General features: G+C 72.9%; 18 protein-coding genes. 8 read left to right on the top strand and 10 right to left on the bottom strand.

Annotated features, from left to right (window positions below; all coding sequences use genetic code 11):
* Positions 1-31: 31 nt before the first annotated feature.
* The 3 genes from ABZ805_RS12545 to ABZ805_RS12535 are packed head-to-tail and all read right to left on the bottom strand — an operon-like array spanning position 32 to position 2,162.
* The gene (locus ABZ805_RS12545; RefSeq protein WP_358438413.1) at positions 32-799 is read right to left on the bottom strand and encodes an MBL fold metallo-hydrolase; all 768 of its coding nucleotides are present in this window, start codon (positions 797-799) and stop codon (positions 32-34) included.
* Positions 796-1,608, bottom strand: a complete 813-nt coding sequence (gene murI, locus ABZ805_RS12540) for a glutamate racemase (protein WP_358438410.1) — start codon at positions 1,606-1,608, stop codon at positions 796-798. The genes ABZ805_RS12545 and murI overlap by 4 nt, the downstream gene beginning before the upstream one ends.
* Positions 1,605-2,162, bottom strand: coding sequence for a rhomboid family intramembrane serine protease (locus tag ABZ805_RS12535; RefSeq protein WP_358438493.1), 558 nt, complete (start codon positions 2,160-2,162; stop codon positions 1,605-1,607). The genes murI and ABZ805_RS12535 overlap by 4 nt, the downstream gene beginning before the upstream one ends.
* A gap of 182 nt (positions 2,163-2,344) precedes the next feature.
* On the opposite strand from ABZ805_RS12535, the gene ABZ805_RS12530 reads away from it, so the two are divergent.
* Complete coding sequence (locus ABZ805_RS12530; protein ID WP_358438407.1) at positions 2,345-3,187, top strand: SMP-30/gluconolactonase/LRE family protein; 843 nt, start codon at positions 2,345-2,347, stop codon at positions 3,185-3,187.
* A 451-nt stretch (positions 3,188-3,638) separates the two neighbouring features.
* Here the strand turns inward: ABZ805_RS12530 and ABZ805_RS12525 are convergent, their stop codons facing one another.
* A complete protein-coding gene (locus tag ABZ805_RS12525) occupies positions 3,639-4,499 on the bottom strand; it encodes a TauD/TfdA family dioxygenase (RefSeq protein ID WP_358438405.1) in 861 nt (286 codons plus the stop codon).
* A 266-nt stretch (positions 4,500-4,765) separates the two neighbouring features.
* On the opposite strand from ABZ805_RS12525, the gene ABZ805_RS12520 reads away from it, so the two are divergent.
* Positions 4,766-5,779 (top strand): methyltransferase, encoded by a 1,014-nt coding sequence (locus ABZ805_RS12520; protein ID WP_358438402.1) that lies wholly within the window; start codon positions 4,766-4,768, stop codon positions 5,777-5,779.
* A 26-nt stretch (positions 5,780-5,805) separates the two neighbouring features.
* Here ABZ805_RS12520 and ABZ805_RS12515 read toward each other — a convergent pair whose 3' ends face one another.
* The 5 genes from ABZ805_RS12515 to ABZ805_RS12495 are packed head-to-tail and all read right to left on the bottom strand — an operon-like array spanning position 5,806 to position 11,834.
* Entirely contained in the window at positions 5,806-7,062 is a 1,257-nt protein-coding gene (locus tag ABZ805_RS12515) for an NAD(P)/FAD-dependent oxidoreductase (protein ID WP_358438399.1), read from the bottom strand.
* A 2-nt stretch (positions 7,063-7,064) separates the two neighbouring features.
* Complete coding sequence (locus ABZ805_RS12510) at positions 7,065-8,732, bottom strand: prenyltransferase/squalene oxidase repeat-containing protein (RefSeq protein WP_358438396.1); 1,668 nt, start codon at positions 8,730-8,732, stop codon at positions 7,065-7,067.
* Positions 8,729-9,718 carry a UbiA family prenyltransferase gene (locus ABZ805_RS12505; protein ID WP_358438393.1) on the bottom strand — a complete coding sequence of 330 codons (990 nt, stop codon included), beginning with the start codon at positions 9,716-9,718 and terminating at the stop codon, positions 8,729-8,731. The genes ABZ805_RS12510 and ABZ805_RS12505 overlap by 4 nt, the downstream gene beginning before the upstream one ends.
* 2 nt (positions 9,719-9,720) lie before the next feature.
* On the bottom strand, positions 9,721-10,743 hold the full coding sequence (locus ABZ805_RS12500; protein WP_358438390.1) for a polyprenyl synthetase family protein: 1,023 nt from the start codon (positions 10,741-10,743) through the stop codon (positions 9,721-9,723).
* On the bottom strand, positions 10,740-11,834 hold the full coding sequence (locus ABZ805_RS12495; protein WP_358438387.1) for an aminotransferase class I/II-fold pyridoxal phosphate-dependent enzyme: 1,095 nt from the start codon (positions 11,832-11,834) through the stop codon (positions 10,740-10,742). Before ABZ805_RS12495 ends, ABZ805_RS12500 begins: the two co-directional genes overlap by 4 nt.
* A gap of 835 nt (positions 11,835-12,669) precedes the next feature.
* On the opposite strand from ABZ805_RS12495, the gene ABZ805_RS12490 reads away from it, so the two are divergent.
* Positions 12,670-13,467 (top strand): serine protease, encoded by a 798-nt coding sequence (locus ABZ805_RS12490; RefSeq protein ID WP_358438384.1) that lies wholly within the window; start codon positions 12,670-12,672, stop codon positions 13,465-13,467.
* Between the two features lie 252 nt (positions 13,468-13,719).
* On the opposite strand, the gene ABZ805_RS12485 is transcribed toward ABZ805_RS12490, so the two are convergent.
* On the bottom strand, positions 13,720-14,574 hold the full coding sequence (locus tag ABZ805_RS12485) for a helix-turn-helix transcriptional regulator (protein ID WP_358438382.1): 855 nt from the start codon (positions 14,572-14,574) through the stop codon (positions 13,720-13,722).
* Positions 14,575-15,041: 467 nt separating this feature from the next.
* Between ABZ805_RS12485 and ABZ805_RS12480 the strand changes: the two genes are divergently transcribed.
* The 5 genes from ABZ805_RS12480 to ABZ805_RS12460 all read left to right on the top strand — a co-directional run bounded on the left by ABZ805_RS12480 (position 15,042) and on the right by ABZ805_RS12460 (position 23,052).
* Complete coding sequence (locus ABZ805_RS12480; RefSeq protein WP_358438379.1) at positions 15,042-16,103, top strand: LysR family transcriptional regulator; 1,062 nt, start codon at positions 15,042-15,044, stop codon at positions 16,101-16,103.
* Between the two features lie 84 nt (positions 16,104-16,187).
* The gene (locus ABZ805_RS12475; RefSeq protein WP_358438376.1) at positions 16,188-17,258 is read left to right on the top strand and encodes an SGNH/GDSL hydrolase family protein; all 1,071 of its coding nucleotides are present in this window, start codon (positions 16,188-16,190) and stop codon (positions 17,256-17,258) included.
* Between the two features lie 164 nt (positions 17,259-17,422).
* Complete coding sequence (locus ABZ805_RS12470) at positions 17,423-20,353, top strand: penicillin acylase family protein (protein WP_358438374.1); 2,931 nt, start codon at positions 17,423-17,425, stop codon at positions 20,351-20,353.
* A 490-nt stretch (positions 20,354-20,843) separates the two neighbouring features.
* Positions 20,844-21,236 carry a hypothetical protein gene (locus ABZ805_RS12465; protein WP_358438371.1) on the top strand — a complete coding sequence of 131 codons (393 nt, stop codon included), beginning with the start codon at positions 20,844-20,846 and terminating at the stop codon, positions 21,234-21,236.
* 166 nt (positions 21,237-21,402) lie between these two features.
* Complete coding sequence (locus tag ABZ805_RS12460; RefSeq protein WP_358438369.1) at positions 21,403-23,052, top strand: sulfatase; 1,650 nt, start codon at positions 21,403-21,405, stop codon at positions 23,050-23,052.
* Positions 23,053-23,086: the final 34 nt, after the last annotated feature.

Below are 23,086 nucleotides of genomic sequence, written 5' to 3'. Positions count from 1 at the left end.
GCTCGTCCTTCCCGCCGCGCCCGCGGCGCGCTCAGATCAGGTAGTCGCGACCGGCCTCGACGACCTCCACCGGGCCGTCGAACTCCTCGGTCGCCTCCCGCAGGATCTCCTGCGGGTCGGTCCACGGTTGCAGGTGGGTCAGCAGCAGCTGCCGCACCCCGGCCCGCTTCGCCACCCGCGCCGCCTGCCGCCCGGACAGGTGTACCCCGTCGGGGCGATCCGGCGAGTCCGACCACGACGCTTCCGCCAGCAGCGCGTCCGCGCCCCGCGCCAGCTCCTCCAACGCCGCGCACGGACCGGTGTCCCCCGTGTAGGCCAGCACCCGGTCGCCCGCCGCCACCCGGAACCCCCACGCCGGGCACAGGTGGTCCACCGCGAACGCCGACACCCGGAACGGGCCGACCTCAGCGGGCACGTCGACACCCCCGAACTCGTACACGTCCCCCAGGTCGGTCTCCGCCAGCTCCGCGGCGTTCGGCGCGTACAACCTCGTCAACCGGTCCTGCGTCTCCGGCGGGCCGAACACCGGCAGCTTGCGGCGCGTCGTGTCGTGCGGCGGCTCCGGGTGGTAGCGGCGCAGCACCGTCAACGCCCCGAAGTCCGAGCAGTGGTCCGGGTGCAGGTGGCTGAGGAACAGGCCGTCCAGCTCGAACGGGTCCAGGTGGCGCTGCAGCGCTCCCACGGTCCCGTTGCCCAGGTCGAGCGCGATCCGCGCCCCACCGGCTTCGACGAGGTAGCCGGAGGCGGGTGAATCCGGCCGGGGCAGGCTGCCGGAACATCCGAGAATCGTCAGCTTCACGCTGACGAGCCTGACATGGCGAACGGCCGAGCGGACCCGAAAGCCCCGAACGGCCCCAAGAAGCGGCTCGCCAAGCGGGTGAACCTCGCCGGATCACCCGTCGTGCGGAACTCGTGGGCCGGCTCCTGCGGCCCCGCCAGCATGTCCTGCTCGGTGAGCACCCGCACCACGTCCTTCGCGGTCTCCTCCGCGCTCGACACCAGCGTCACCTGATCGCCCATCGCCAGTTGCAGCACGCCCGTCAACATCGGGTAGTGCGTGCAGCCCAGCACCAGCGTGTCCACATCGGCCCGCTGCAGCGGATCCAGGTAGCCCTGCGCCAGCCCCAGCACCTGGCGGCCGCTGGTGATGCCGCGCTCCACGAAGTCCGCGAACCGCGGGCACGCCGCCGTCGTCAGCCGCACCTGCGGGGCCGCGGTGAACGCGTCGTCGTAGGCGCGGGAACGGATCGTCGCCGCCGTGCCGATCACCCCGACCCGGTCGTTGCGGGTCGTCGCCACCGCGCGGCGCACCGCGGGCAGCACCACCTCCACCACCGGCACGTCGTAGCGCTCCCGCGCATCCCGCAGGCACGCGGCCGACGCCGTGTTGCAAGCGATGACCAGGGCCTTCACCCCGCCCTCCACCAGCGAATCGGTGATCGCCAAGGTGCGTTCGCGGATGTCGGCCAGCGGGCGCGGCCCGTACGGGGCGTTCGCCGTGTCGCCCACGTAGCGGATCGCCTCGCCCGGCAGCTGGTCCAGCACGGCCCGGGCGACGGTCAGCCCGCCGACCCCGGAGTCGAAGATCCCGATCGGCGCGTTCGTCACGCCGACAGTGTGCCAGGCTGCGCCGTTCCCGAGCGGCGACGAGTGCCGCGCGCCACCAGCCACGCCGCCAGCAACCCGCCGAGCGCCCCGCACAGGTGACCCTCCCACGAGATCATCGGCTGACCGGGCAGCACGCCCCACAGCAGGCCGCCCCAGTAGAAGAACAGCACCACCGCCACCACGATCTGCCCCAGGCTGCGGTTGAAGAAGCCGCGCACCAGCAGGAACACCATCCAGCCGAACGCCACTCCCGACGCGCCCACGTGCACGCCGCCGGTCGCGATCAGCCAGGTGCCGAGGCCGCCGACGACCCACACGATCGCCGTCACCGCCACGAACTGCCCCACCCCGTTCGCCAGCAGCAGCCAGCCCAGCACCAGCAGGGGCACCGTGTTCGACATCAGGTGGCCCCAGCCCGCGTGCAGCAGCGGAGCCCACAGGATCCCGTCCAACCCGCTGATCCGGTGCGGCACGATGCCGTTCTGGTCGAGGTTTCCCGGCGTCGCCTGGTCCCAGAACTCGACGGCGTAGAGCACCGCCACCATGAACGCCATCTGCACCACCGCGCGCAGCGGATTCCGCGGGAGCACGCGCGGCCGCTCTGGCTGATTCGTCACCTTTTCGAGGTTACGCGGAGGAGTGACCTCGGTGGCTCGGGGACGAGCCGGTACCGCCATCCGGGCCAGCTAAGCTCCCGCACCGTTCGCCGAACCGGAATCTCCAGGAGGTAACAGCGGTGCCCACTCCCGCCGAGCAGGCCGTGCCGGCCGGAGCGCAGCACGGGCACGGCCCCACCTGGGACGCGGGGACCGCGAGCCTGCTGTGGACCGACCTGCGCGCCCGCGCCGTGCACCGCTACGCGCCCGACGACACCGATCACTCCATGCAGGTCCCGCAGCAGGTCAGCGCGGCCAAACCGCGCACCCGCGGCGGGCTGCTGCTGCACTTCGACGAAGGCGTCGCGCTCTACGACGCCGACGGGGAACGCCGCACCTGGCTCACCTTCTGGGCCCGCGACGGGGTGCGGGCCGGCGAGACCACCGTCGACGTGTGCGGGCGGGTCTGGGCGACCACCGTGTGCGAGCACGAGGACGGCGACGGATGGCTCGTCCGGGTCGACCCGACCGGGGCCGCGCACGTCATCGCCGGCGGGATCGCCGCGGGCAACGGGCTCGCCTGGAGCCCCGACGACACCCGGCTGCACCTCGCCGACAGCGCCGCCCGGCGCGTCGATGTGCTGACCGTCGACCAGGTGACGGGCGATGCCACCGCGCGCGATGCCGCGTTCGAGGTCGACGGGGAACCCGCCGGGATGTGCGCCGACGCCGACGGCTGCCTGTGGATCGCGATGCGCGACCGCGGCGAAGTGCGGCGCTACGCGCCCGACGGGCGGCTCGACCGGACCGTGCCGCTGCCGTCGCAGCGCCCCACCGGCTGCTGCTTCGGCGGCGAGGACCTCACCGACCTCTACATCACCACCGCCCGCGACGGCCTCGCCGAACCTGGGGCCGCGGACGGGGCGCTGCTGGTCCTGCCCGGCGCGGGGTCGGGGCTGCGGGCGCACAGCTTCCCCGGCTGACCCGCTCTTCGCGAGTGAACGGACCGTTCGTCCGATCTAGTTGGTCGAACGGTCCGTTGACTCGGGCGTGGTGGCCGCGTCTAGCGGCCCGCTCCTGGGGCGCTCGGGTCGGAGTGAACGGACCGTTGGTCCGATCTAGTTGGACGGGCGGTCCGTTCACTCGGGCGCCGTGGACGAAGCGGAGTGAACGGACCGTTGGTCCGCTCCGGTTGGACGGGCGGTCCGTTCACTCCGCTCCGGTGGAGGTGGGTGGGCTCTGGTGATCGTCTCGGCCGCCCGTTGCCTCGGGAGGAGTGAACGGACCGTTCGTTCGATCTAGTTGGTCGAACGGTCCGTTCACTCGGGTGCGGTGGCCGCGCCTAGCTGACCGTTCCTGGAGCGTTCGGGGTCGGAGTGAACGGACCGTTGGTCCGATCTAGTTGGGCGGGCGGTCCGTTCACTCGCTTCCGGGTCAGGACTTGGTTCGGAGGGCTTCGGCGCCCGTGCCGTCCGCGTCGTGGTGCGGCCAGCGCGGGGTGTCGCCCGTGGGGGTGTCGCCGAGGACGGTGACGCGCTGGCCGACGCGGCGGTCGGCGTAGTCGTTGATCGCGTAGTGCTGGGTGGCGCGGTTGTCCCACATGGCGATGGCCCCGGCGTTCCAGCGGAACCGGCACACGTTGCTCGGGTGCTCGGCGACGGCGTAGAGGTGCTGGAGCAGCGCGTCGCTCTCGGCGGCGGTCAGCTGCGGGATGCGGCGGGTGAACATGCGGTTGACGTACAGCGAGCGCCGCCCCGTCTCGGGGTGCACCCGCACCACGGGGTGTTCGGCTTCGCTGCGGAACGAGCCGTTGGGGTGCTCGAACACGTGGATCGCGGTGAGCCCGTCGAGCATGTCGCGCAGCGGCGCGGAAAGGGATTCGTAGGCGCGGTGCTGGTTGCTCCACATCGTGTCCCCGCCGAACGGCGGGCATTGCACGATCTGCAGGATGGAGGCGACCGGCGGAGTGGGGCTGAAGGTGACGTCGGTGTGCCACACGTCGGCTTTGGCGCCCTGCGCGGAATCGAGCACGACGATTTCTTCGTGCCCGTCGAGCTTCGGCAGGAACGGGTGCACTTCGAGTTCGCCGAGCCGCTTGCCGAAGTCGATGTGCGCCTGCGGTCCGAGCCCGGCGGCCTCGGGGAAGAACAGCACGAGGTGTTCGAGCAGCAATGCGTGGACCTGCGCGAACGTCTCGTCGGAGAGGTCGTTCAGGTCGATGCCGCGGACTTCGGCGCCGAGCGCGCCGCTGATCGGACGAACCTGCAGGCCGGTGTCCTGAGCGGGAGCCACCATGATGATGCGCCTTTCTGAGTGGAGCCGATGACACTTGTTCCGCGCACGCGGAATGGCGGATCGGCGAATCGAGGAATCGCCGTCCGGATCGGGTCGAATTCTTGACCGGATTCGGGTTCCGGTGCGATGCTGCGCGAACCGGATTCGAGTTCCGGTGGTGATTTTCCCCGGGCGAAGGAACCGCGTGAAATGCGCGGGAAATCGGGGGAGCGCGAGCCGGGAATCCGGCTGGAGAACACCGGAAGCATGAACAGGAGTGCACCAGTATGGCTTCGGAGACGACGGATCCCGGCGCGCGGTTGGCGGCGCTGACCGACCTCGCCACCCCGTTCGCGGTGCGCGCGGCGGTGACGCTCGGCGTCCCGGACCGGATCGCGGAGGGCACCGGCGGGCTCGCCGAGCTGGCCGCCGCCACCGGAACCGACGCCGATTCGCTGGCGCGGCTGCTGCGCCACCTGGTGGCGATCGGGTTCGTGGCCGAGCAGGACGGCCGCTTCGAGCTGACCGACGTGTCCCGGCACCTGCTGGGCGCGGACAGCGCGTGGCAGAAGAAGTGGCTGGACCTGGACGGGCCGGGCGTGAAGATGGACCTGGCGTACGCGGGCATGGCGCACTCGGTGCGCACCGGCCGCTCCGGGTACGGGCCGGTGCACGGCGTGCCGTTCTGGGAGGACTACCAGCGGGACGACGCGCTGCGCGGCTTCTTCGGCGCGATCATGGCGGCGCACGCGTGGCAGACCGGCCCGCTGCTGGCGGCCGAGTACGACTGGTCCGCGGTCAAGAACGTGATCGACATCGGTGGCGGGGTGGGCGCGCTGCTCGTCGAGGTGCTGCGCGGGCAGCCGCACCTGGAGGGCGCGGTGCTGGACCTGCCGCCGGTGGCCGCCGAAGCCGACGAGGCGCTCGCCGCTTCCGAGGTGTCCGGCCGCGCCGAGTTCGTGCCCGGCAGCTTCTTCGACGAGCTGCCCACCGGCTACGACCGGTACGTGGTGTCCCGGGTGCTGACGGACTGGCCGGACGCCGACGCGGTCCGCATCCTGCGCCGCTGCGCGGAGGCCGCGGGCAGCGCGGGCCGCATCCTGGTGGTGGAGGTGCTGGCCGGGGAGGAGCACGCGAAGAACAACTCCTCGTTCGACCTGCAGTCGCTGTCGCTGCTCGGCGGCCGCGAACGCTCCGTCGCCGACTTCGAGGCGCTGGCCGCCGAAGCCGGTCTCGTCGTGCGCGGCACCCGCAGCTGGGACGGCGGCCTGGTGCTCGTGGAGTGCGAGCTCGCCGGGTAGCCACCCCGCCCCGGCCTGGGCGGTGCTCATGCCCAGGCCGGGAGGTGCCGGGCCCGCGGATCGGGCAGCACCCCCACCTGGTGCAGCCGGTCCAGCAGCGACAACCGGTGCTGCCCGAGCCCGGCCATGTTGTGCATGACCGTGTAGCGCAACCGGTCGTTGCCGCCGGTGCAGCGCAGCGCGCGCCGCCCCACCACCCGGCCGGTCCACGACAGGTCCGTGATCATGCGGGCCGCGTTGTGGCTCGTCTGTCCGATGTGGACCAGTTCGGGGAGTCGTTCCGCCTCGTACGAGCGAATTCCCGCGTCCACCGCCTCCGCGCCCAGGTCGTCGCCGAGGTGCCGGGCGAGGCTCTCCGCATCCGTGATCGACGTGTTCATGCCCTGCGCCGCCATCGGGTGCACCGCGTGCCCCGTCTCGCCGACCAGCGCCAACCCCGGAATCCCCAGGCTCGGTGCCAGGAACCGGGACACCGGCAGCACCTGCCGGTTCGCCGCGCTCGCCCGCAGCGCCTCCGCCAGCGGCTCCAGCGCGGGTGTGTCCCGCACCAGCCGCTCGATCCACCCGGCCATGCCGTCGGCGTCCAGTCCGCGCAGCTCGTCCGGACCCACCTGCACGTACAGCCGAACCCGGCCGCCCGGCAGCGGGTACCGCAACCGCAGGCCGCGTTCGCTGACGTAGGCCGAGAAGTCCTGCTCGACCCGCGGCGCGTCCGCGATGTCGAACGCCGCCAGCCGGTGCGGGTACTCGTCGCGCCGCACCTCGATGCCCGCCGCCTTCCGGAGCCGCGAGGAGACGCCGTCCGCGGCGACCACCAGCGACGCCCGCACCTCCCGCTCGTGCCCGCCCTCGGCGACCCGCACCCCCACGACCCGGCCGTCCGCGTCCCGCAGCAGATCCCGCACCAGCGCACCCCGGCGGAACTCCACCGAACCGTCCAGCCGGTCCGCCAGCGCATCCAGGATCACCGGGTAGTCGTGCGCCAGCAGCCACCGCTCCTGCTCGCGCAACCGGTCGTAGTCCAACGCCATCAGCGGTGCGCCCGCGGTGTCCCGCGCCACCAGCCGCGCCAGCCGCAGCCCGCCGCGCTCCTCCAGCCGCCGCGCCACGCCCCAGTCCCGCAGCACCCGCAGCGCGCCCGGCTGCAGCACCTCGCCCTTCGCGACCCGCGACGGCTCGGCGCTCTTCTCCAGCAGCAGCACCCGGAAACCCCGCGAGCTCAACGCGCAGGCCGCGGCGAGGCCGCCGACCCCGGCGCCGCACACCACCACATCGGCGTCCACGGTCAACTCCTCCCCGCCGCATCGCGGTAGCGGGCCAGCGCCCGCAACGCCAACCCGTTCGCCAACGCCCGGTTCCCGTAGCGGGACACGTGGCGCACGTACTCGTTCACCGGAGCCGCCGACCACGACCCGTCCGGGCGGCGCGCGTCCAGCAGCCAGCGCACCCCGCGCCGCACCTCCGCGCCCTCGGTGCCGCCGCTCGCGACCAGCAGCGCGCCGACCGCCCACGCCGTCTCCTCGACCGTGCCCGGCTCGTCGCCACCGGTTCCCCACGAGCCGTCCGGCAGCTGCGCGCGCACCAGCCACTCCTGCGCCCGCCGCGCCGCATCCGAACCGCCCGCCCCGGCGCGCACCAGCGTCTGCAGCACCGCCGAGGTGCCTGCCGTGTGCATCCGGTACCACACCGATTCGAACGAACCGTCCGGCCGCTGCGCCCGCTGCAACCAGCGCACCGCCTTGCGGATCCGCCGATCCGCCGCCGGAACCCCGGAATCCAGCAGCCCGTCCAGCGACTGCGCCGTCATGTGCGGGCACGGCCCGCTGTTCGCCACCTTCGTGTTCCGCACGCACAAGCCCCACGAACCCCGCGAGTCCTGCTGCGCGAACAACCAGCGCGCGCCCGCGTCCAGCGCGGGGCGCTGCAGCTCACCCGGGAATCGGGCCAGCGCCGACATGATCTCCCCGGTCTCCAGCGACGCCGGCCAGCCCTTGCCGGACCAGCCCCAGAAACCCGGCGGGCAGCCGAACGCCGTGAACGGCCGGTGTTGCTGCTCCCGCAGGAACACCTCGCGGGTCGCCAGCAGCCGCTCGTCCGCCGCGTACCCGGCCTCCAGCAACCCGCCCCCCGCGTACATCGACCAGGTCAGCCCCAGCGGGCCGCTGTTCCACGACCCGTCCTCGTTCACCTGCTCCCGGAACCAGCGCACCGCGCCCGCCACCATGTCCGCGCCCAGGCCCGCGCGCGCCAGGCCGCCGCAGATCAACCCGGTCACCCACGCGTCCTCGCACCAGCCGCCGGTGCTGCCCTCGTGCGCGTACACCTCGCGGATGATCGCCAGCGCGCCCGGCGTGCCCGCCTTCGCCAGCAGCCGCGTCACCGGCGTCTGCTCCCGCGTCGCCGCTTGCGCCAAGCCCAACGCGCACACCATCGGCGCGCGCAGGTCGAACAACCGCAGGAACGGGCCGCGCAGCACCGCCAGCTCCAGCGGGAACCGGCGCATGTCCGAGGTCCGCAACCAGCCGACGAACGAGTAGAACTGGCGGCACCAGGCCGTCACCTCCGGGTGCGGAATCCCGTCCAGGCCACCGTGGTCCAGCATCCAGCGCTGCCCGGCCGCCACCGCGTCGCCCGCCGACTCCGGCGCCACCAGCTGCAGCGTCGCCGACGCCACCGCCGTCGGGCCCGCCTCGTCCGCACCGCCCGGCACCATGCTCCAGCCGCCGGTGTCCGACTGCTGCGCCCGCAGCCACGCCACGCCCCGCTCGATCAGGTCCGCCGAACCCCGCGGATCGGCGAAGTGCAGCGCGCTCACCGCGCCCACCGTGCTCAACGTGGACGTCAGCCCGTCCTCCGAGTAGTCGAACACGCCGTCCGGGCGCCGCGCGGCGAACACCGCCTCCGCCGCGGCCTCGATCGCCTCGGAGACCTCCTCGGCCCGCGAAGTCGTCATGGCAGCGTCGCCTCCCGTCGCTCCGCCGTGGGGAACTCGTGCCCCGAACGCAGCACGGCCTGCGCACCGAGGCTGAACACCAGCGCGGGCACCAGCACCGCCAACGCGAGCCACAGGCCCGCCGCACCCGCGATCAGCGCGCCTGCCAGCACCAACCGCTCCGCGACGAGGATCTCGTGCGCCCGCAACGCCTTCCGCGGCGGCAACTCCCGGATGTGCTCCAGCAGCAACGAGAACGCCGCCGTCCCGGCGCACGCCGCCACCGTCGCCAACGCCGAATAGCCGCCCCGCTGCGGCACCGCCTCCGCCAGCGCCAGCACCACCAGCAGCCCCGACGCGTACAGCGCGAACGACAGCCGCACCGCCACCGGAACACCGCTGCGCACCGGCACCGACCGGTAGCCACCGGCCCGATCGCCGTCCACGTCGCGCATCGTCCCCACCAGGTTCGACGCCGCGTCGTGCGCCAAGAACACCAGCGCGAACACCAGCACCGGCCACGGCAACCGGTCCGCGCCCAGCAGCGCGCCCGCCGCCAGCGCCAGCGCCGTCAGCGCGCCGCGCACCAGGTTCCCGGACAGGCCGCGCGCCTTGCAGAACCGGCTGTAGGCGACGATGCCCGCCGTCGCCACCACCACCAGCAGCACCGCCCGCCAGTTCACCAGCAGCGCGAACACCGCGGCCGCCGCCGCGCACCCCACCCCGCAGGCCAGTGCCGCGCGCGGCGACAACCGGCCGGACGGGATGGGCCGCTGCGGCTTCCCGATCGCATCCAGCTCCCGGTCGAAGTAGTCGCCCAGGTAGTGCCCGGACAACCAGCCCAGCGCGGGCACCACCGCCGCAGCCACCAGCGGCACGCCCCAACCGGCGCCCGCGGTGACCGCGCCCGCGATCCCCACCATCGCCGGATAGCAGGTCGTGTAGGGCCGCCAGGTCTCGACGTGCGCCCGGATCCCGCGGCGCACCGCGGACATCGACGCGGCCACGGCTAGCGGTCCCGGTGGATCGCGAGGTCCGCGACCGCCGCCAGCAGCCGCGCGCCCTCGCCGACCGGCAGCACCGCCAGATCCCGGTGCGCCTGCCGGATCTCCTCGGCCGCCTCCGCCGCGGCGCGCTCCACCGCGCCCAGCCGGGTCAGCACGTCCCGCAGCAGCGCGAACGACTCCACCGGCGACCGGGAGCCGCTGAGCGCCTCCGCCAGCAGCGCGCGATCCCGCGTCCCCGCCATGCCGTGCGCCACGATCACCGGGAACGTCGGCCGCATGTTCCCCGCATCGCTGCTGCCCGACTTGCCGGTCACCTCGGTGTCCGCCAGGTACGGCAGCAGGTCGTCGTGCATCTGGAACGCCGTGCCGACCCGGTCGGCGAACCGCGTCGCCGCCGCCACCTGCTCGGCGTCCCCGCCGCCGAGCACCGCGCCGGACCGGCACGCCGCCCGGAACAGGGCACCCGTCTTCAACGCCGCCATCCGCCGGTACCGCTCCGGCGGGCACGCCGGGTCCCGCAGCAGCTCCGCCTCCAGCGCCTGGCCCCGGCACAGGTCCACGCCCGCGTCGGCGACCGCGCGCACCGCGGCCAGCACCGGTTCGGCGGGCAGCCCGCACTCGGTGAGCGCGGCGAACAGGCTCAGGATCAGCGCGTCCCCGGTGACGATCGCGTCCGGCACCCCGAACCGCACCGGTACCGAAGCCCGGCCGCGCCGCAGCTCGTCGCCGTCGATGATGTCGTCGTGCACCAGCGACGCCACGTGCAGGTACTCGATGGCGACCGCCGCGGGCAGCACCGCGGCGCGGTCCCCGCCGACGGCCTCCGCCGCCGCGACCAGCATCACCGGGCGCAGCACCTTGCCCGGTGCCAGCAGCGCGTACCGCGACACCTCGCCGATGTGGTCGGTGCCCGCCGGCCAGCGGCGCTCCAGCTCGGCGCGCAGCTCCGCGGCCACCGGCGACGCGGCCAGCACCGCCGCCGGATCCCCGGACAGGTCGTGGGCGTCGGTGATCCGGGCGGTCACCGGGCGGGCTCGCTGACCTCGGCGGCCAGGTCTCCGATACCGGGCTCCGCGGGCGCGAGTTCGGTGGAGAACTCGGCCGCGACCTCCAGCACCAGGTCGTTCGCGTCGGAGGTGCCGACGGTCAGCCGCACCCCGGACTCGGCGATCTCCCGCACCACCACGCCGCGCTCGGCGCACCGGTCCACGAAGCGCTGGTTCGCGGCGCCCAGCGGCAGCCACAGGAAGTTCCCGCCGCTGGCGGGCACCGGGATGCCGCGCGCCAGCAGGCCGTCCCGGAGCCGGTCGCGTTCGGCGGCGACCTCCGCGCACTGGGCGCGCATCACCGCGGACGCCGCCAGCGCCGCCGCGGCCGCCGCCTGTGCGGGGGCGCTCACCCGGAAGAACAGCGCGCCCGGCTTCAACGCGGCCACCACCGGTTCCGGTGCCAGCAGGTAACCGACGCGCATCCCGAGCAGCCCGTAGGACTTCGAAAAGGTCCGAGCGATGGTCAGGCGCTGGTCCGTTCGGGCTAGTTCGATTCCATCCGCAATAGTCTCGGTGGTCCCGGTCGCGAAGTCGATGTAGGCCTCGTCGAGCACCACGTGCACATCACTCGGAATGCGATCGAGGAACCCGGTGATCTGTTCCGCGGTCAGGATCGATCCCGTCGGATTGTTCGGGTTGCACAGCAGAACCGCACGAGTGCGTTCCGTGATCGCGGCCGCCATCGCGTCCAGGTCGTGCGCCGCATCCCGCAGCGGCACGCCCACCGCGGTCGCTCCGGCGTTGCGGATCATCAGCGGATACATCTCGAACGACGGCCACGGGTGCACCACCTCGGTGCCCGGGCCCGCGTGGACCTGCAGGAACTGCTGGAGCAGCGCGCCGGACCCGACCCCCGCCAGCACCCGTTCCGCGGCCACCCCGTGGTGCTCGGCGATGCGCGCGACCAGATCCGCGGAGAACGGGTCCGGAGTGAGGTTCAGCGTGTCGAGCGCGGCTTCGGCGGCAGTTCTCACGCCGGGCAGCGGTGGGGCGAAATTCTCGTTCAGGGAGAGCTGGTGCACAATTGAGGTCACAGTGCCAATCCCGTTCTGGCCGCTGGGTTTCATGGCCTCTCGTGCGGTGTCCGCCGGTTCTGTTCCGGACCGCTCGTGATGCTGGTCGAATACTGTGTTCCGCGGCGTTCGATGTCAAGGTTCGCGTTCTCGTGGAACGTTAGGTCCGTGTTTCGGAATCCGCGTGGTCGGTTTTCTTCGAGGGGATTCCCTGAATGTTCTGCGGCAGGGGGTCGCGGCGCCGCCGGTGCGGACCGCCGCTGTGCTAGCCCTCCGGGGGAGCGGCCGAGCCCCCGCGCCCGTCGCCCGTCGCGCGCCCGTCCGCGCGCGTTGCAACCAATCTGTGATCCAGGTGGATTCACCAGGTCAGCGGGTTCCGGCCCCGGTGCCGCGCGGCCTGCGCGAACGTGGTCGCCCGAATGGCTCTGGAATATTCCACCGGTCGTTCGGTACACCGGACGCGGTGCGTCCGCCACAGCGGCAGTCGGGGCCCGGTGGCCGCACCCGCCACGGTCCGGGGACCGCTGGCTGCGCCACGACCGGCGGGAGTACCGGTCGCGGCAGAACCGCGGCCCCGGTGCGTTCGGGGCGCGCCGGGGCCGCGGACCCGTTTCCCCGGCATTCGGCGCGAAAGCGCGGCGCCGACCCGAATACCGCCGACCGGGCGAATCGCGGATTGCCGAACGGCACTGTGAAAACGGCAAATACCGGCACTTTTGGGCCGAATGTCGCCGCGATTAGGGTCGCAGACGATTCCTCAATGGCAGCGGGGCGGGCACCGGCCCGTTTCGTGGAGGGACCCGGGAACGGACCACGCGCAGCCGATCCCGGACAACCGACAACGCCCGGGACGCCCCATCGACCCGGACGCGAGATCGAGGAGAGCAAGATGGTCGCTGCCCCACGTCGTCTGGCCCGCATCGCCGGGATCGCCGCGGTCGCCCTCTCGGCCGCCGCCACCGTCTCCGTCTCGGCCGCCCAGGCCGAACCGGCCGACGTCAGCCCGTACATCGTCGGCGGCCAGGACGCCGACATCGCCGACCACCCGTTCGTCGTCGCCCTCACCACGCCCGACGGACAGCAGTTCTGCGGCGGCTCGCTCGTCTCCGAGACCAAGGTCGTCACCGCGGCGCACTGCACCACCGGCTCCGACCCGTCCGAGATCAACGTGCTCAGCGGGCAGACCGAGATCAGCGGCACCGGCGGCACCGTCTCCGAGGTCAGCGACGTCTGGGTGCACCCCGAGTACACCGACGCCACCCAGGGCTTCGACGTCTCCGTGCTGACCCTGTCCGCGCCCGTCGAAGGCGCCGCGCCGATCGAGCTGGCCACCGCCGACGACGCCGGCTACACCGCGGGCACCGACGCGACCCTCCTCGGCTGGGGGACCACCCAGGAAGGCGGCTCCACCTCCGACCACCTCAAGACCGCGACCGTGCCGGTCAGCTCCGACGCCGACTGCTCCGCCGGGTACGACGAGTACAGCCCCGACTCGATGGTCTGCGCCGGTCTGCCCGAGGGCGGCGTCGACGCCTGCCAGGGCGACTCCGGCGGCCCGATGGTGGCCGACGGCCGCCTCATCGGCGTCACCTCCTGGGGCGAAGGCTGCGCCCGCCCCGGCAAGCCCGGCGTCTACGCCCGCGTCGGCGCCTACAACGACGTCCTGACCGAGCAGATCGGCAACTGATCCGCTGAACGGTACGAGAACGGGGCGGTCCACGCGGACCGCCCCGTTCTCGCGTTCCCGGCGGACGTCCCGTCCTGGCCTCGTCCTACCGGCGACGTCCCCTCAGCCGCCGAGCGGCGGCCACCCGCGCGCACCGCAGCGGGTTCGCCGCGCTTTCCCCGCGAGGACGTGGGCTTCTCCCGCGGTGGAGCCACCGGGGACGAGGACCCCGCAGCGGTGGATGCGCTCCGCCGGCCGAGCGGGAACCCGAGCTCACGCGAGCTGGCGGGCCGAGCGGTCCTCGAACTTGGTGGCGTAGCCGCCGATGACCGCGCGCGATTCCACGGTCCCCAGCGCGACCCGGTCCAGGCAGTCGACGGATTCGCGGAACGCCGCGACCCGCTCCTCGTCGTCCAGCAGCAGTCCGCACTCCTGGCTCTCCAGCAGCACCGTCGCCACGCCACGGGCGAACTCGATCACGGTGAACGGGCCGCCGAGCCCGGCGTGCACGCCCAGGTTCGTCGGCAGCACCCGCACCGCGATGTTCGGCGCCTCCGCGCAGCGCAGCAGGTGCCGCAGCTGCCCGGCGCTCACCGCCGGACCGCCGACGGGCCGGGCCAGCACCGACTCGTCGAGGTAGGCGGTGAACGACACGGGCGACGCCTTGTGCAGGATGCCCTGCCGCACCTGGCGCACGTTGACCTGCTCGTCGACTTCACCGGTCCCCGCGCCGGACGCCGCGCACACCGCGGTCGCGTACGCCCGGGTCTGCAGCAGCACCGGCACGTAACCGAGGCTGAGCTCGGTGAGCCGGGACGCGCGCTGCTCCGCGTCGATGCAGGCGCGGGTGTGCGCCGACAACCCCGCCATCGCCTCCCACCACGACGGGCGCCCCAGCTCTTCGGCCATCGTCAGCAGCTGCTCGCGCCGCTTGCCGCGCACCCGCAGCGCCGCCAGCACCGCAGCCAGGTCGGGTCCGCCGATACCGCGCTGCGCCGTCTCGATGCGGCTGATCTTCGCGATGCTCCAGCCGAGCTGTTCGGCGAGCACTCCCTGGGACATCCCTTTGTCCTTGCGCACCTTGCGTACCTCTGCCGCCAGTGCGCGGGCCCGGGGGGAGTTCGACATGATCGTCAGAATATGGTGCCAGCGCGGAAAAAACCGTCGCTCGATCAGGTACTGGTGAACTGCCCGAACCGCCGCAGATTCCCGATTCCACCTCGAAGATGCGCCTCCGCCGAGAACTTCCGGGCCGCGATCCACCAGCGCAGCCCCGCTCCGGCACCGGACCTCCCGGCCGACCACGCGCGGTGATGTCGCGGGGACCCGGAAACCGGGCCCCCGCCACCCCCAGGCCATCCGACCCCCCGGATGCCGTGCGGCGCCTCCCCCGCGGTGCCGCTGAGATCAGGTTGGCACGACCGCCACCACCGCTTCCACTGGAACGGCCGACAATTCGCCGGAACATGTGGAGTGCCCTCGAGATCAGTTCGCGGGGATAGACTCGGCCCGGGGAGGGCCGTCAGCCGCCGCGCGCAACGGTCGCAGCACGCACGCTCCGCAGAGCGGGCGGCACCGCACATGTGGAAGGACACATGCCGTCAACCGGAACCTCCGAGATCGCAGCCGCCGACGCCGAACACCGGCGGGTGCACGCCCCGCAGGCACTCCTGGACACGACCCTGGACCAGCTGCGCACCCTGGTGGTGGTGCACGAGGCGGGCACCGCGCTGGCCGCGGCCCGGCTGCTCGGCCGCGAGCAGTCCAGCGTGCAGAAGCAACTGGACACCCTGAACCGGAACTTCCGCGAACTGTGCGGCGAACCGCTGGTCCTCAAGCAGGGCAGGGGGAAGAGCGCGCTGTTCACCGGCACCGGTGAGGCGCTGGTCGAGCGCGCGCGGGACACCCTCGACGACTGGCTGGACGTGGTCACCGACTCCCGGCGCCGCGTCGGCGGATCGCTGCGGGTCGGCACCACCCGGTTCACCCTCGGCTTCCTCACACCCGCGGTGGAGCGGGTCGCCGCCGGGTTCCGCGATGACGGCATCGACCTCAAGGTGGTGCACCTGCGCACCCGCAACCTGCTGGAAGCGTTGCGCGCCAACGAGGTCGACCTGGTCTGCGGCAGCACCCTCACCCACGTCGGGGCGGACCCGGAAGGGCTCGACGTGCTGGAGTGGCGGCGCAGCGGGCTCACCCTCGTCACCAACCTGGACCGGAGGCTGGTCGCCGGTCCCGCGGTCCGCGCCGCCGCGCTGCCGCGGCTGCCGCTGATCGTCGCGGGCAGCGGGCTCGTCACCGAGTTCCTGCGCGGCTGGTACGGCGCCGACTACCGGGGGGCGCTGAACGTGGCCGCCGAAGTCGACGACGTGCGCTACGGGTTCGAACTGCTCAGCTCCGGGCTGCTGCACGGCTGCATGCTGGTCACCCGCGGCGTCGCGGAGGCGGCGATGGACGGCAGGCTGCCGGACGGGCGCGGGCTGCGGACCCTCGACGTGCTCGGCGACCTGGAACCGGAGCTGGAGGTGCTGGTCGGCGCGTTCGCGCGGGCGGGCGAGCTGGAGCAGCACGACGCGGGGCATCCGCTGAACCGGTTGTGGTCGGCGCTGACCAGCAGGCACGACGAGTGGCGCGCGGAGAAGTCCACCCGGGCCTGACCGGCCCGACAGTTCGCCGAGACGTCTCCGCCCGGCCACCGGGTTCTCACCGCAGGTGAGCCCGCGCCGGTGAAGGTGTTGCGCGTGAGCGAGCCGAGAACCGCAGGACGACCGGTGCGCACCCTGGTCGCGCTGGGCGATTCGACGACCGTCGGCATGGGCGACCGGACACCGGGCGGCGGCAGGCGCGGGTTCGCCCGGCTGCTCGCGGACGCCTGCGGCGGGCCGGGCCGCATCCGGTACGCGAACCTGGCGGCCTCGGGCGCGCGGGTGCGCGACGTGCACGAGGTGCAGCTGCCGGGCGCGCTGCGGCTGCGGCCCGACGCGGTGGTGCTGGTGGTCGGCATGAACGACACGCTGCGCTCCGATTTCGACCCGGCCCTGCTGCTGCTGCGGCTGGACGCGGTGGTGGGCGAGCTGACCCGCGCCGGGGCGGTGGTGGTGGCCGCGCGCTACCACGACCACGGGCGGGTGTTCCGGTTGCCCGCGCCGCTGCACCGCGCGCTGCGCAAGCGGATCGAGCAGGTCAACGCGGTGCTCGACGAGGTGCTGTCCCGGCACGGGGCGCGCTGCGTGGACCTGGACGTGCTGCCCGGCGCCTACGAGCCGGACGCGTGGTCGGTGGACCGGCTGCACCCCTCCGAGCTCGGGCACCGGTTGCTGGCGCGGGCGATGGGGGAGCGGCTGGTGGCAGCCGGTCTGCTGGTGGAGCCGGTGCCGTTGCGCTGCGCCGGGGGCGTCCGGGTCACGGCCTGGCACCACGCGGCGTGGCTGGTGTTCCGGGGAGTGCCGTGGCTGGTGCGGCGCGGTGCGGATCTGCTGCCGCACGCGGTGGCGGTGGTGGTGCGGGAAGTGCTGGCGCTGCGCCGGGAACGGCGGCTCCGGGAACGGCGGCTCCGCGGCGGCGGGATCGCGGGGGCCGCGCCGGGCGGGGTGCCGGGGCGTTCCGGGATCGAGCGGTCCGGTCCGGATCGGGCGGCGCTGGGTCGGGCGGCGTCGGATCGGGCGGCGCTGGATCGGGTGGCGTCGGATCGGGCGGCGTCGGGCGAGGCGGAGCTGGGCGGGGCGATGCCGGATCGGGCGGTGCCGGGAGCGGGGACGTCCGCGGCGGAGCGGGCGGCCGCGGACGTGGCGCGGCACCCGGATGCCGGATGAGCCGCTGCGCCGAGGTGCGCAGCGCCGGTTGTCACGTGCGTGAGCATTCAGGTCCACCTGATCACTCGGATGGCCCAATCTGAATCCACGCAGAACATGAATTGATTTCATTTCTCTTGATGTTCGATTAGCGTCCGGCCCGAACCCGACGAGAGGACTCGCAGATGGCCGGGCCGCACCGCATCACCGCCGCACTCGGCGTCGGCGCTCTCCTCGGCGCGCTCGCGCTCGCCCCGGCGGCGGCCGCCGCGCCCGCTGCTCCCGCGCCCGCTGCTCCCGGGTCCGCCGCGCCCGAAGCCGCCGCCTCCGAACCTGCGGTGCCCGAGGTCCCGGACCACTGCGGCGGCCAGTGCCACCAGGTGCTGCCGCCCGGCCAGAACGGCAACGCCACGCTCGCCGAACTCGCCGGGCACCTGCTGTTCGGCACCAAGCCGAAGCACTCCGACGACCAGATCGCGCCCTACGCCGACCTGGCCACCGGGTACCAGCAGCTCACCACCGGCACCATCGACGAGTTCTTCCACGACAACTCCTTCGGCGTGCGGCCCGACGACGTGGACCGCACCTACCACCCGCGCGACGACGTCACGGTCGTGCGGGACAAGTCCGCGGGCGTCCCGCACATCTACGGCGACACGCGCTCCGGCACCACCTTCGGCGCCGGGTACACCACCGCCGAGGACAAGCTGTTCCTGATGGACGTGCTGCGCCACGCCGGTCGCGGCGAGGTCAGCTCGTTCGCCGGCGGCGCCCCCGCCAACCGCCAGCTCGAGCAGGACTTCTTCGCCACCTCCCCCTACACCGAGGAGGAGCTGCAGCGGCAGATCGACCAAGCCGCGCAGAAGGGGCCGCGCGGCGTGCAGGCCCTCGCCGACGCGCAGTCCTACGTGGACGGCATCAACACCTACCTGCGCGAAGCCCACGACGGCCGCTACTTCCCCGGCGAGTACGTCGCCACCGGCCACGTCGACGCCATCACCAACGCGGGCGAGATCGAACCGTTCCAGCTCACCGACCTCGTCGTGCTCGCCTCCGTCGTCGGCGCCCAGTTCGGCGGTGGCGGCGGCAACGAGGTCCAGCAGGCGGTGGCCCGCATGTCGCTGCACGAGCGCTTCGGTCCCGAGCGCGGCGAACAGGTGTGGCGCACCTTCCGCGCCGAGAACGACCCCGAAGCCATCTCCACCGTCCACGACGGGCACGAATTCCCCTACGCCGCCACGCCCGACGACCCGCAGGGCCGGGCCATGCCCGACCCCGGCTCGGTCACCGAGCAGCAGCTCGTGTTCGACGCCACCGGCTCCGCAGCCGAACCCGCCGAACCCGCCGCGCCCCGGCCGCAGACCGCGCCCGAAGCCGCGCCCGCACGGCCGCTGGCCCCCGAAGAGCAGGTCGACGCGCTGCGCGGCATGTTCGACGACGGCGTGCTGCCCGCGGACATGGCCGAACCCCGCGGCATGTCCAACGCGCTGCTCGTCTCCGGCGAGCACACCGCCAGCGGCCACCCCATCGCCGTGTACGGGCCGCAGACCGGGTACTTCGCGCCGCAGCTGCTCACCCTGCAAGAGCTGCAAGGGCCCGGGATCTCCTCCAAGGGCGCCTCGTTCGCCGGCCTCAGCTTCTACACGCTGCTCGGCCGCGGCCAGGACTACTCGTGGAGCGCCACCACCGCCGCCCAGGACATCATCGACACCTACGCCGTCGAACTCTGCTCCCCGGACGGCGGGCTCGTCACCAAGGACGCCGACCACTACCTGCTCCGCGGCGACTGCGTGCCGATGCAGCAGGTCGAACGGCACGACTCCTGGGAACCGAACCTCGGCGACGACACCCCCGCCGGGTCCTACCGGCTGGTGTCCTTCCGCACCGCGTACGGGCCGATCACGCACCGCGCGACCATCGACGGCAAGCCCGTCGCCTACGCCTCGCTGCGCTCCACCTTCCAGCACGAGGTCGACTCGATCATCGGGTTCCAGCGGTTCAACGACCCCGCCGAGATCACCTCGCCCGAAGCGTTCCAGCAGGCCGCTACCGACGTGAACTACACCTTCAACTGGTTCTACGCCGACGCCGAGCACACCGCCTACTTCAACTCCGGGGCCAACCCGGCGCGGCCGGCGCACGTCGACCCCGCCATGCCGATCCTCGCCGACCCCGGCAACGACTGGCAGGACTGGAACCCCGACGGCAACACCGCCCGCTACCTGCCGTCCGAGCAGCACCCGCAGTCCGTCGACCAGGACTACTACGTCAGCTGGAACAACAAGCAGGCCCCCGGCACCAGCGGCGCGGGGCTCAACAAGGGCGCCGTGCAGCGCGGCGACCTGCTCGACTCCCGCGTCCGCGGACTCGTCGCGCAAGGCGGCGTCGACCGGGCCGAGCTCACCCGCGCCATGTCCGAAGCCGCCCTCGTCGACCTGCGCGCCGAACGCGTGCTGCCCGACCTGCTGCGCGTCCTCGACAGCGGGCCCGCCGACCCCGAGCTCGCCGGGAAGGTCGACTCGTTGCGTGCCTGGCTCGCCGACGGCGGACTCCGCACCGAAACCGAACCCGGCAGCGAGGAGTACGCGCACGCCGACGCCATCGAACTCCTCGACGCCTGGTGGCCGCTGCTCACCCGCGGCATCTTCGAACCCGCCGTCGGCGCCGATGCCTACCAGGCGCTGACCGGGGCCGAGCACATCAACGAATCGCCCTCCGGCTGGCAGAACGGGGAACCCGGGCTGCACGTCGGGCAACCGCACCAGGGCTCCGCGTTCCTCAACGGCTGGTACGGGCAGGTGTCGAAGAACCTGCGCGGCGCGCTCGGCGACGACGTGCCCGGCGGATTCGGTGCCGGACCCGCCGCGCCCGGGAACTCGCTGTGCGGCGACGGCAGCCTCGACGCCTGCAGGCAGGCCCTGCAGGACAGCCTCCGCGCCGCCGCCGACACGCCCGCCGAGGAGACCTATCCCGGCGACGCCGACTGCGAACCCGGCGACCAGTGGTGCGCCGACGCCATCGTGCACAACAAGATCGGCGGCATCGCGCACGACCCGATCAGCTGGCAGAACCGGCCGACCTACCAGCAGGTGGTGGAGTTCCCCACCCACCGCTGACCCGAACCGGAGTGAACGGACCGTTCGTCCAGCGGGATCGGACGGACGGTCCGTTCACTCGGTGCCGGGGGAGCCGCGTCGGCCGTGGTCCGGCTGGGGTGAACGGACCGTTCGTGCAACGGGATCGGACGGACGGTCCGTTCACTCGGCGACGGCACGGCTGCGGACAGGTCGGAGTGAACGGACCGTTCGCCCAACAGGATCGGACCGACGGTCCGTTCACCCGAGGAGAGCGGCGCGGTTCGAGCCGTGCGGCGGCCGCGGGCCGAGCCGGGTGAACGGACCGTTCGCCCAGCGGGATCGGACGAACGGTCCGTTCACTCGGAGAACCGAGGGGGTCACACCGTTGCCGCCGGGAGGCACGGGGTGTCGCCGGATTCGGGGCGGTGGCGTGCGATCGGGGCAATCGGATCACGCTGTCGAGCTGTTCCCGCGGCATGATCGAGTGCACTAGTCTCGCGGCGGCACGCTCGACGACCTTGGGGGCACCTTGGCCACGTGGGACGACATCGCCGCATTCGTCCGGTCCGATTACCGCGTCATCGAGGACACCGGCGACGAGATCCGCATCCTCATCGAGTACGAGGACGACCGCAGCCAGGTGATCATCGTGTGCCGGGAGGTGCTGGACCAGCGGGAGGAATGGGTCCAGATCGCCTCGGTGTGCGGCCTCGTCTCGGACGTGGACCTGCGCCTGGTGCTGAAGGAGATCGGCGAGACCTCCGTCGTCTGCGGCGCGGTGATCATGGGCGAACACGTGGTGCTGCGCCACTCGCTGCCGCTGCTGAACCTCGACATCAACGAGTTCCTCGACCCGCTGCAGCTGGTGGCGGACACCGCGGACCAGCTGGAGGAGACCTTCTTCGGCGGCGACGGCTACTGATCCCGTCGGCTACTGATCCCGTCGGCGGCGGGCCCGGCGAGCTGGAGGCCGGGTTCCCGCCTGATCGATTCACGCGCTCGAAGATGACCCGATGGGACGCGGCTGAACGTGTTCCACCGCGCCGGGCTCCTTGACTTTTCCCCGGTGCGGCGCGGAAATCGAGGTCATGGCCCGTTCCGCCGGAACTCCGCGCGCCCTGTCCGCTCTGCTGGTCCTCGGCGTGCTGCTGGCGGGCTGCGCGTCCCCGGTGCGCACGGCGGCTCCGGGCGGCAAGCCGAACGTGGTCGTGGTGATGACCGACGACCAGTGGCTGGACAGCATGCGGTTCATGCCGAACGTGCAGCGGCTGCTGGGGCTCGGCGGGGCCACGTTCGACCGGTACTACGCGTCGTTCCCGCTGTGCTGCCCGTCCCGCTCGACGTACCTCAGTGGACAGTTGGCGCACAACAACGGGGTGCGGCACAACGCGCCGCCGCTCGGCGGGTACGACGCGCTGGACGAGGCGAACACGCTGCCGGTGTGGATGCGGGCGGCCGGTTACACGACCTCGCACATCGGCAAGTACCCGAACGGCTACGGCAAGTCGGACGAGACGCACGTGCCGCCCGGCTGGGACGAGTGGCGCGGTTCGATCGACCCGACTACCTACGACATGTACGGCTACCGGTTGAACGAGAACGGCGTGCTGCGCACCTACGGCGACCCGTGGGTGCAGGACCCGGCGATGTACCAGACCGACGTGTACCGGGACAAGGCGATCGATTTCATCGACCGGCAGTCGGCGGCGGGGAACCCGTTCTTCTTGAGCCTGGCGTTCCTGGCTCCGCACGGGGAGAACGTGCACGGCGCCCCGACCAACGGTGACTTCTTCCGGGTGGGCCGCGGTCCGCGTCCCGCGCTGCGCCACCAGGGCGAGTTCGCCGCGGAGCGGTTGCCCTACGACGCCTCCTTCGGCGAGCAGGACGTGGCGGACAAGCCGGAGTTCCTCCGCGACTACCCGGGGATCTCGGCGGGCACCCGCACCGAGATCGACGCCAGCTACCGGCTGCGGCTGGAGTCGCTGCTGGCCGTGGACGAGGCGGTGCAGCGGATCGTGGACGCGCTGCGCGCCAACGGGCACCTCGACGACACGTACCTGATGTTCGTGTCGGACAACGGTTTCTTCTTCGGCCAGCACCGGGTGCCGACCGGCAAGTTCCTGCCGCACGAGGCGGCGGCGCACGTGCCGCTGCTGCTGCGCGGGCCGGGCATCGCGGGCGGCGCGCACGTCCCGGAGCTGAGCACGAACACCGACCTCACGGCCACCGTCACCGACATCGGCGGGGCGGAACCGACGATCCCGCTGGACGGGCGTTCACTGCTGCCGTTCGCCCAGAACCCGTTGCTGCGCACCGGAAGGCCGCTGCTGCACGAGGCGGCGGAGGGCGCGCTGCCCGAGCCGGTGCGGCCGGGCGCGGCGTCCGACGGGGCGTCCGCGCTGGACGTGGCCTCGGGCCGGGCGGCCTGGGCCGGTGACCTGGACCAGGACGGTTCCGCCTCGCCGCCCGCGCCGGCGGCACCGCGGGACGACCACAGCCAGGTCCTCGACGCCGCGTACGAGGCGATCCGCACCGAACGCTACCTGTACGTCCGGTACGTCAGCGGCGACCGCGAGCTCTACGACCTGCACGTGGACCCGTACGAGCTGGCGTCGAAGCACGACGACGCCCGCTACGCGCAGGTGCGGGAGTTCCTCGACCGGCACCTCGACGCGCTGCAGGGCTGCCGCGGCGCGGAGTGCGGCGAGCCGATACCGGATCCGCCGCAGCCCGGGTGAGATTCCGGCGCGCTCAGGGGTATCCCCGCACGAG

Origin of the sequence: Saccharopolyspora sp. NPDC047091, from assembly GCF_040643635.1 — a bacterium.
Classification (GTDB): domain Bacteria; phylum Actinomycetota; class Actinomycetes; order Mycobacteriales; family Pseudonocardiaceae; genus Saccharopolyspora_C.
The sequence above is the reverse complement of the archived record's forward strand: the minus strand, read 5'-3'. Positions and strand labels throughout refer to the sequence as shown.

Coding starts and splice junctions, on each gene's coding strand:
- ABZ805_RS12470 (WP_358438374.1), top strand. CDS start 17,423: ATGGCCGGGCCGCACCGCATCACCGCCGCACTCGGCGTCGGCGCTCTC.
- ABZ805_RS12495 (WP_358438387.1), bottom strand. CDS start 11,834: ATGAAACCCAGCGGCCAGAACGGGATTGGCACTGTGACCTCAATTGTG.
- ABZ805_RS12485 (WP_358438382.1), bottom strand. CDS start 14,574: ATGTCGAACTCCCCCCGGGCCCGCGCACTGGCGGCAGAGGTACGCAAG.
- ABZ805_RS12460 (WP_358438369.1), top strand. CDS start 21,403: ATGGCCCGTTCCGCCGGAACTCCGCGCGCCCTGTCCGCTCTGCTGGTC.
- ABZ805_RS12510 (WP_358438396.1), bottom strand. CDS start 8,732: ATGACGACTTCGCGGGCCGAGGAGGTCTCCGAGGCGATCGAGGCCGCG.
- ABZ805_RS12525 (WP_358438405.1), bottom strand. CDS start 4,499: ATGGTGGCTCCCGCTCAGGACACCGGCCTGCAGGTTCGTCCGATCAGC.
- ABZ805_RS12520 (WP_358438402.1), top strand. CDS start 4,766: ATGGCTTCGGAGACGACGGATCCCGGCGCGCGGTTGGCGGCGCTGACC.
- ABZ805_RS12490 (WP_358438384.1), top strand. CDS start 12,670: ATGGTCGCTGCCCCACGTCGTCTGGCCCGCATCGCCGGGATCGCCGCG.
- ABZ805_RS12480 (WP_358438379.1), top strand. CDS start 15,042: ATGCCGTCAACCGGAACCTCCGAGATCGCAGCCGCCGACGCCGAACAC.
- ABZ805_RS12535 (WP_358438493.1), bottom strand. CDS start 2,162: ATGGCGTTCATGGTGGCGGTGCTCTACGCCGTCGAGTTCTGGGACCAG.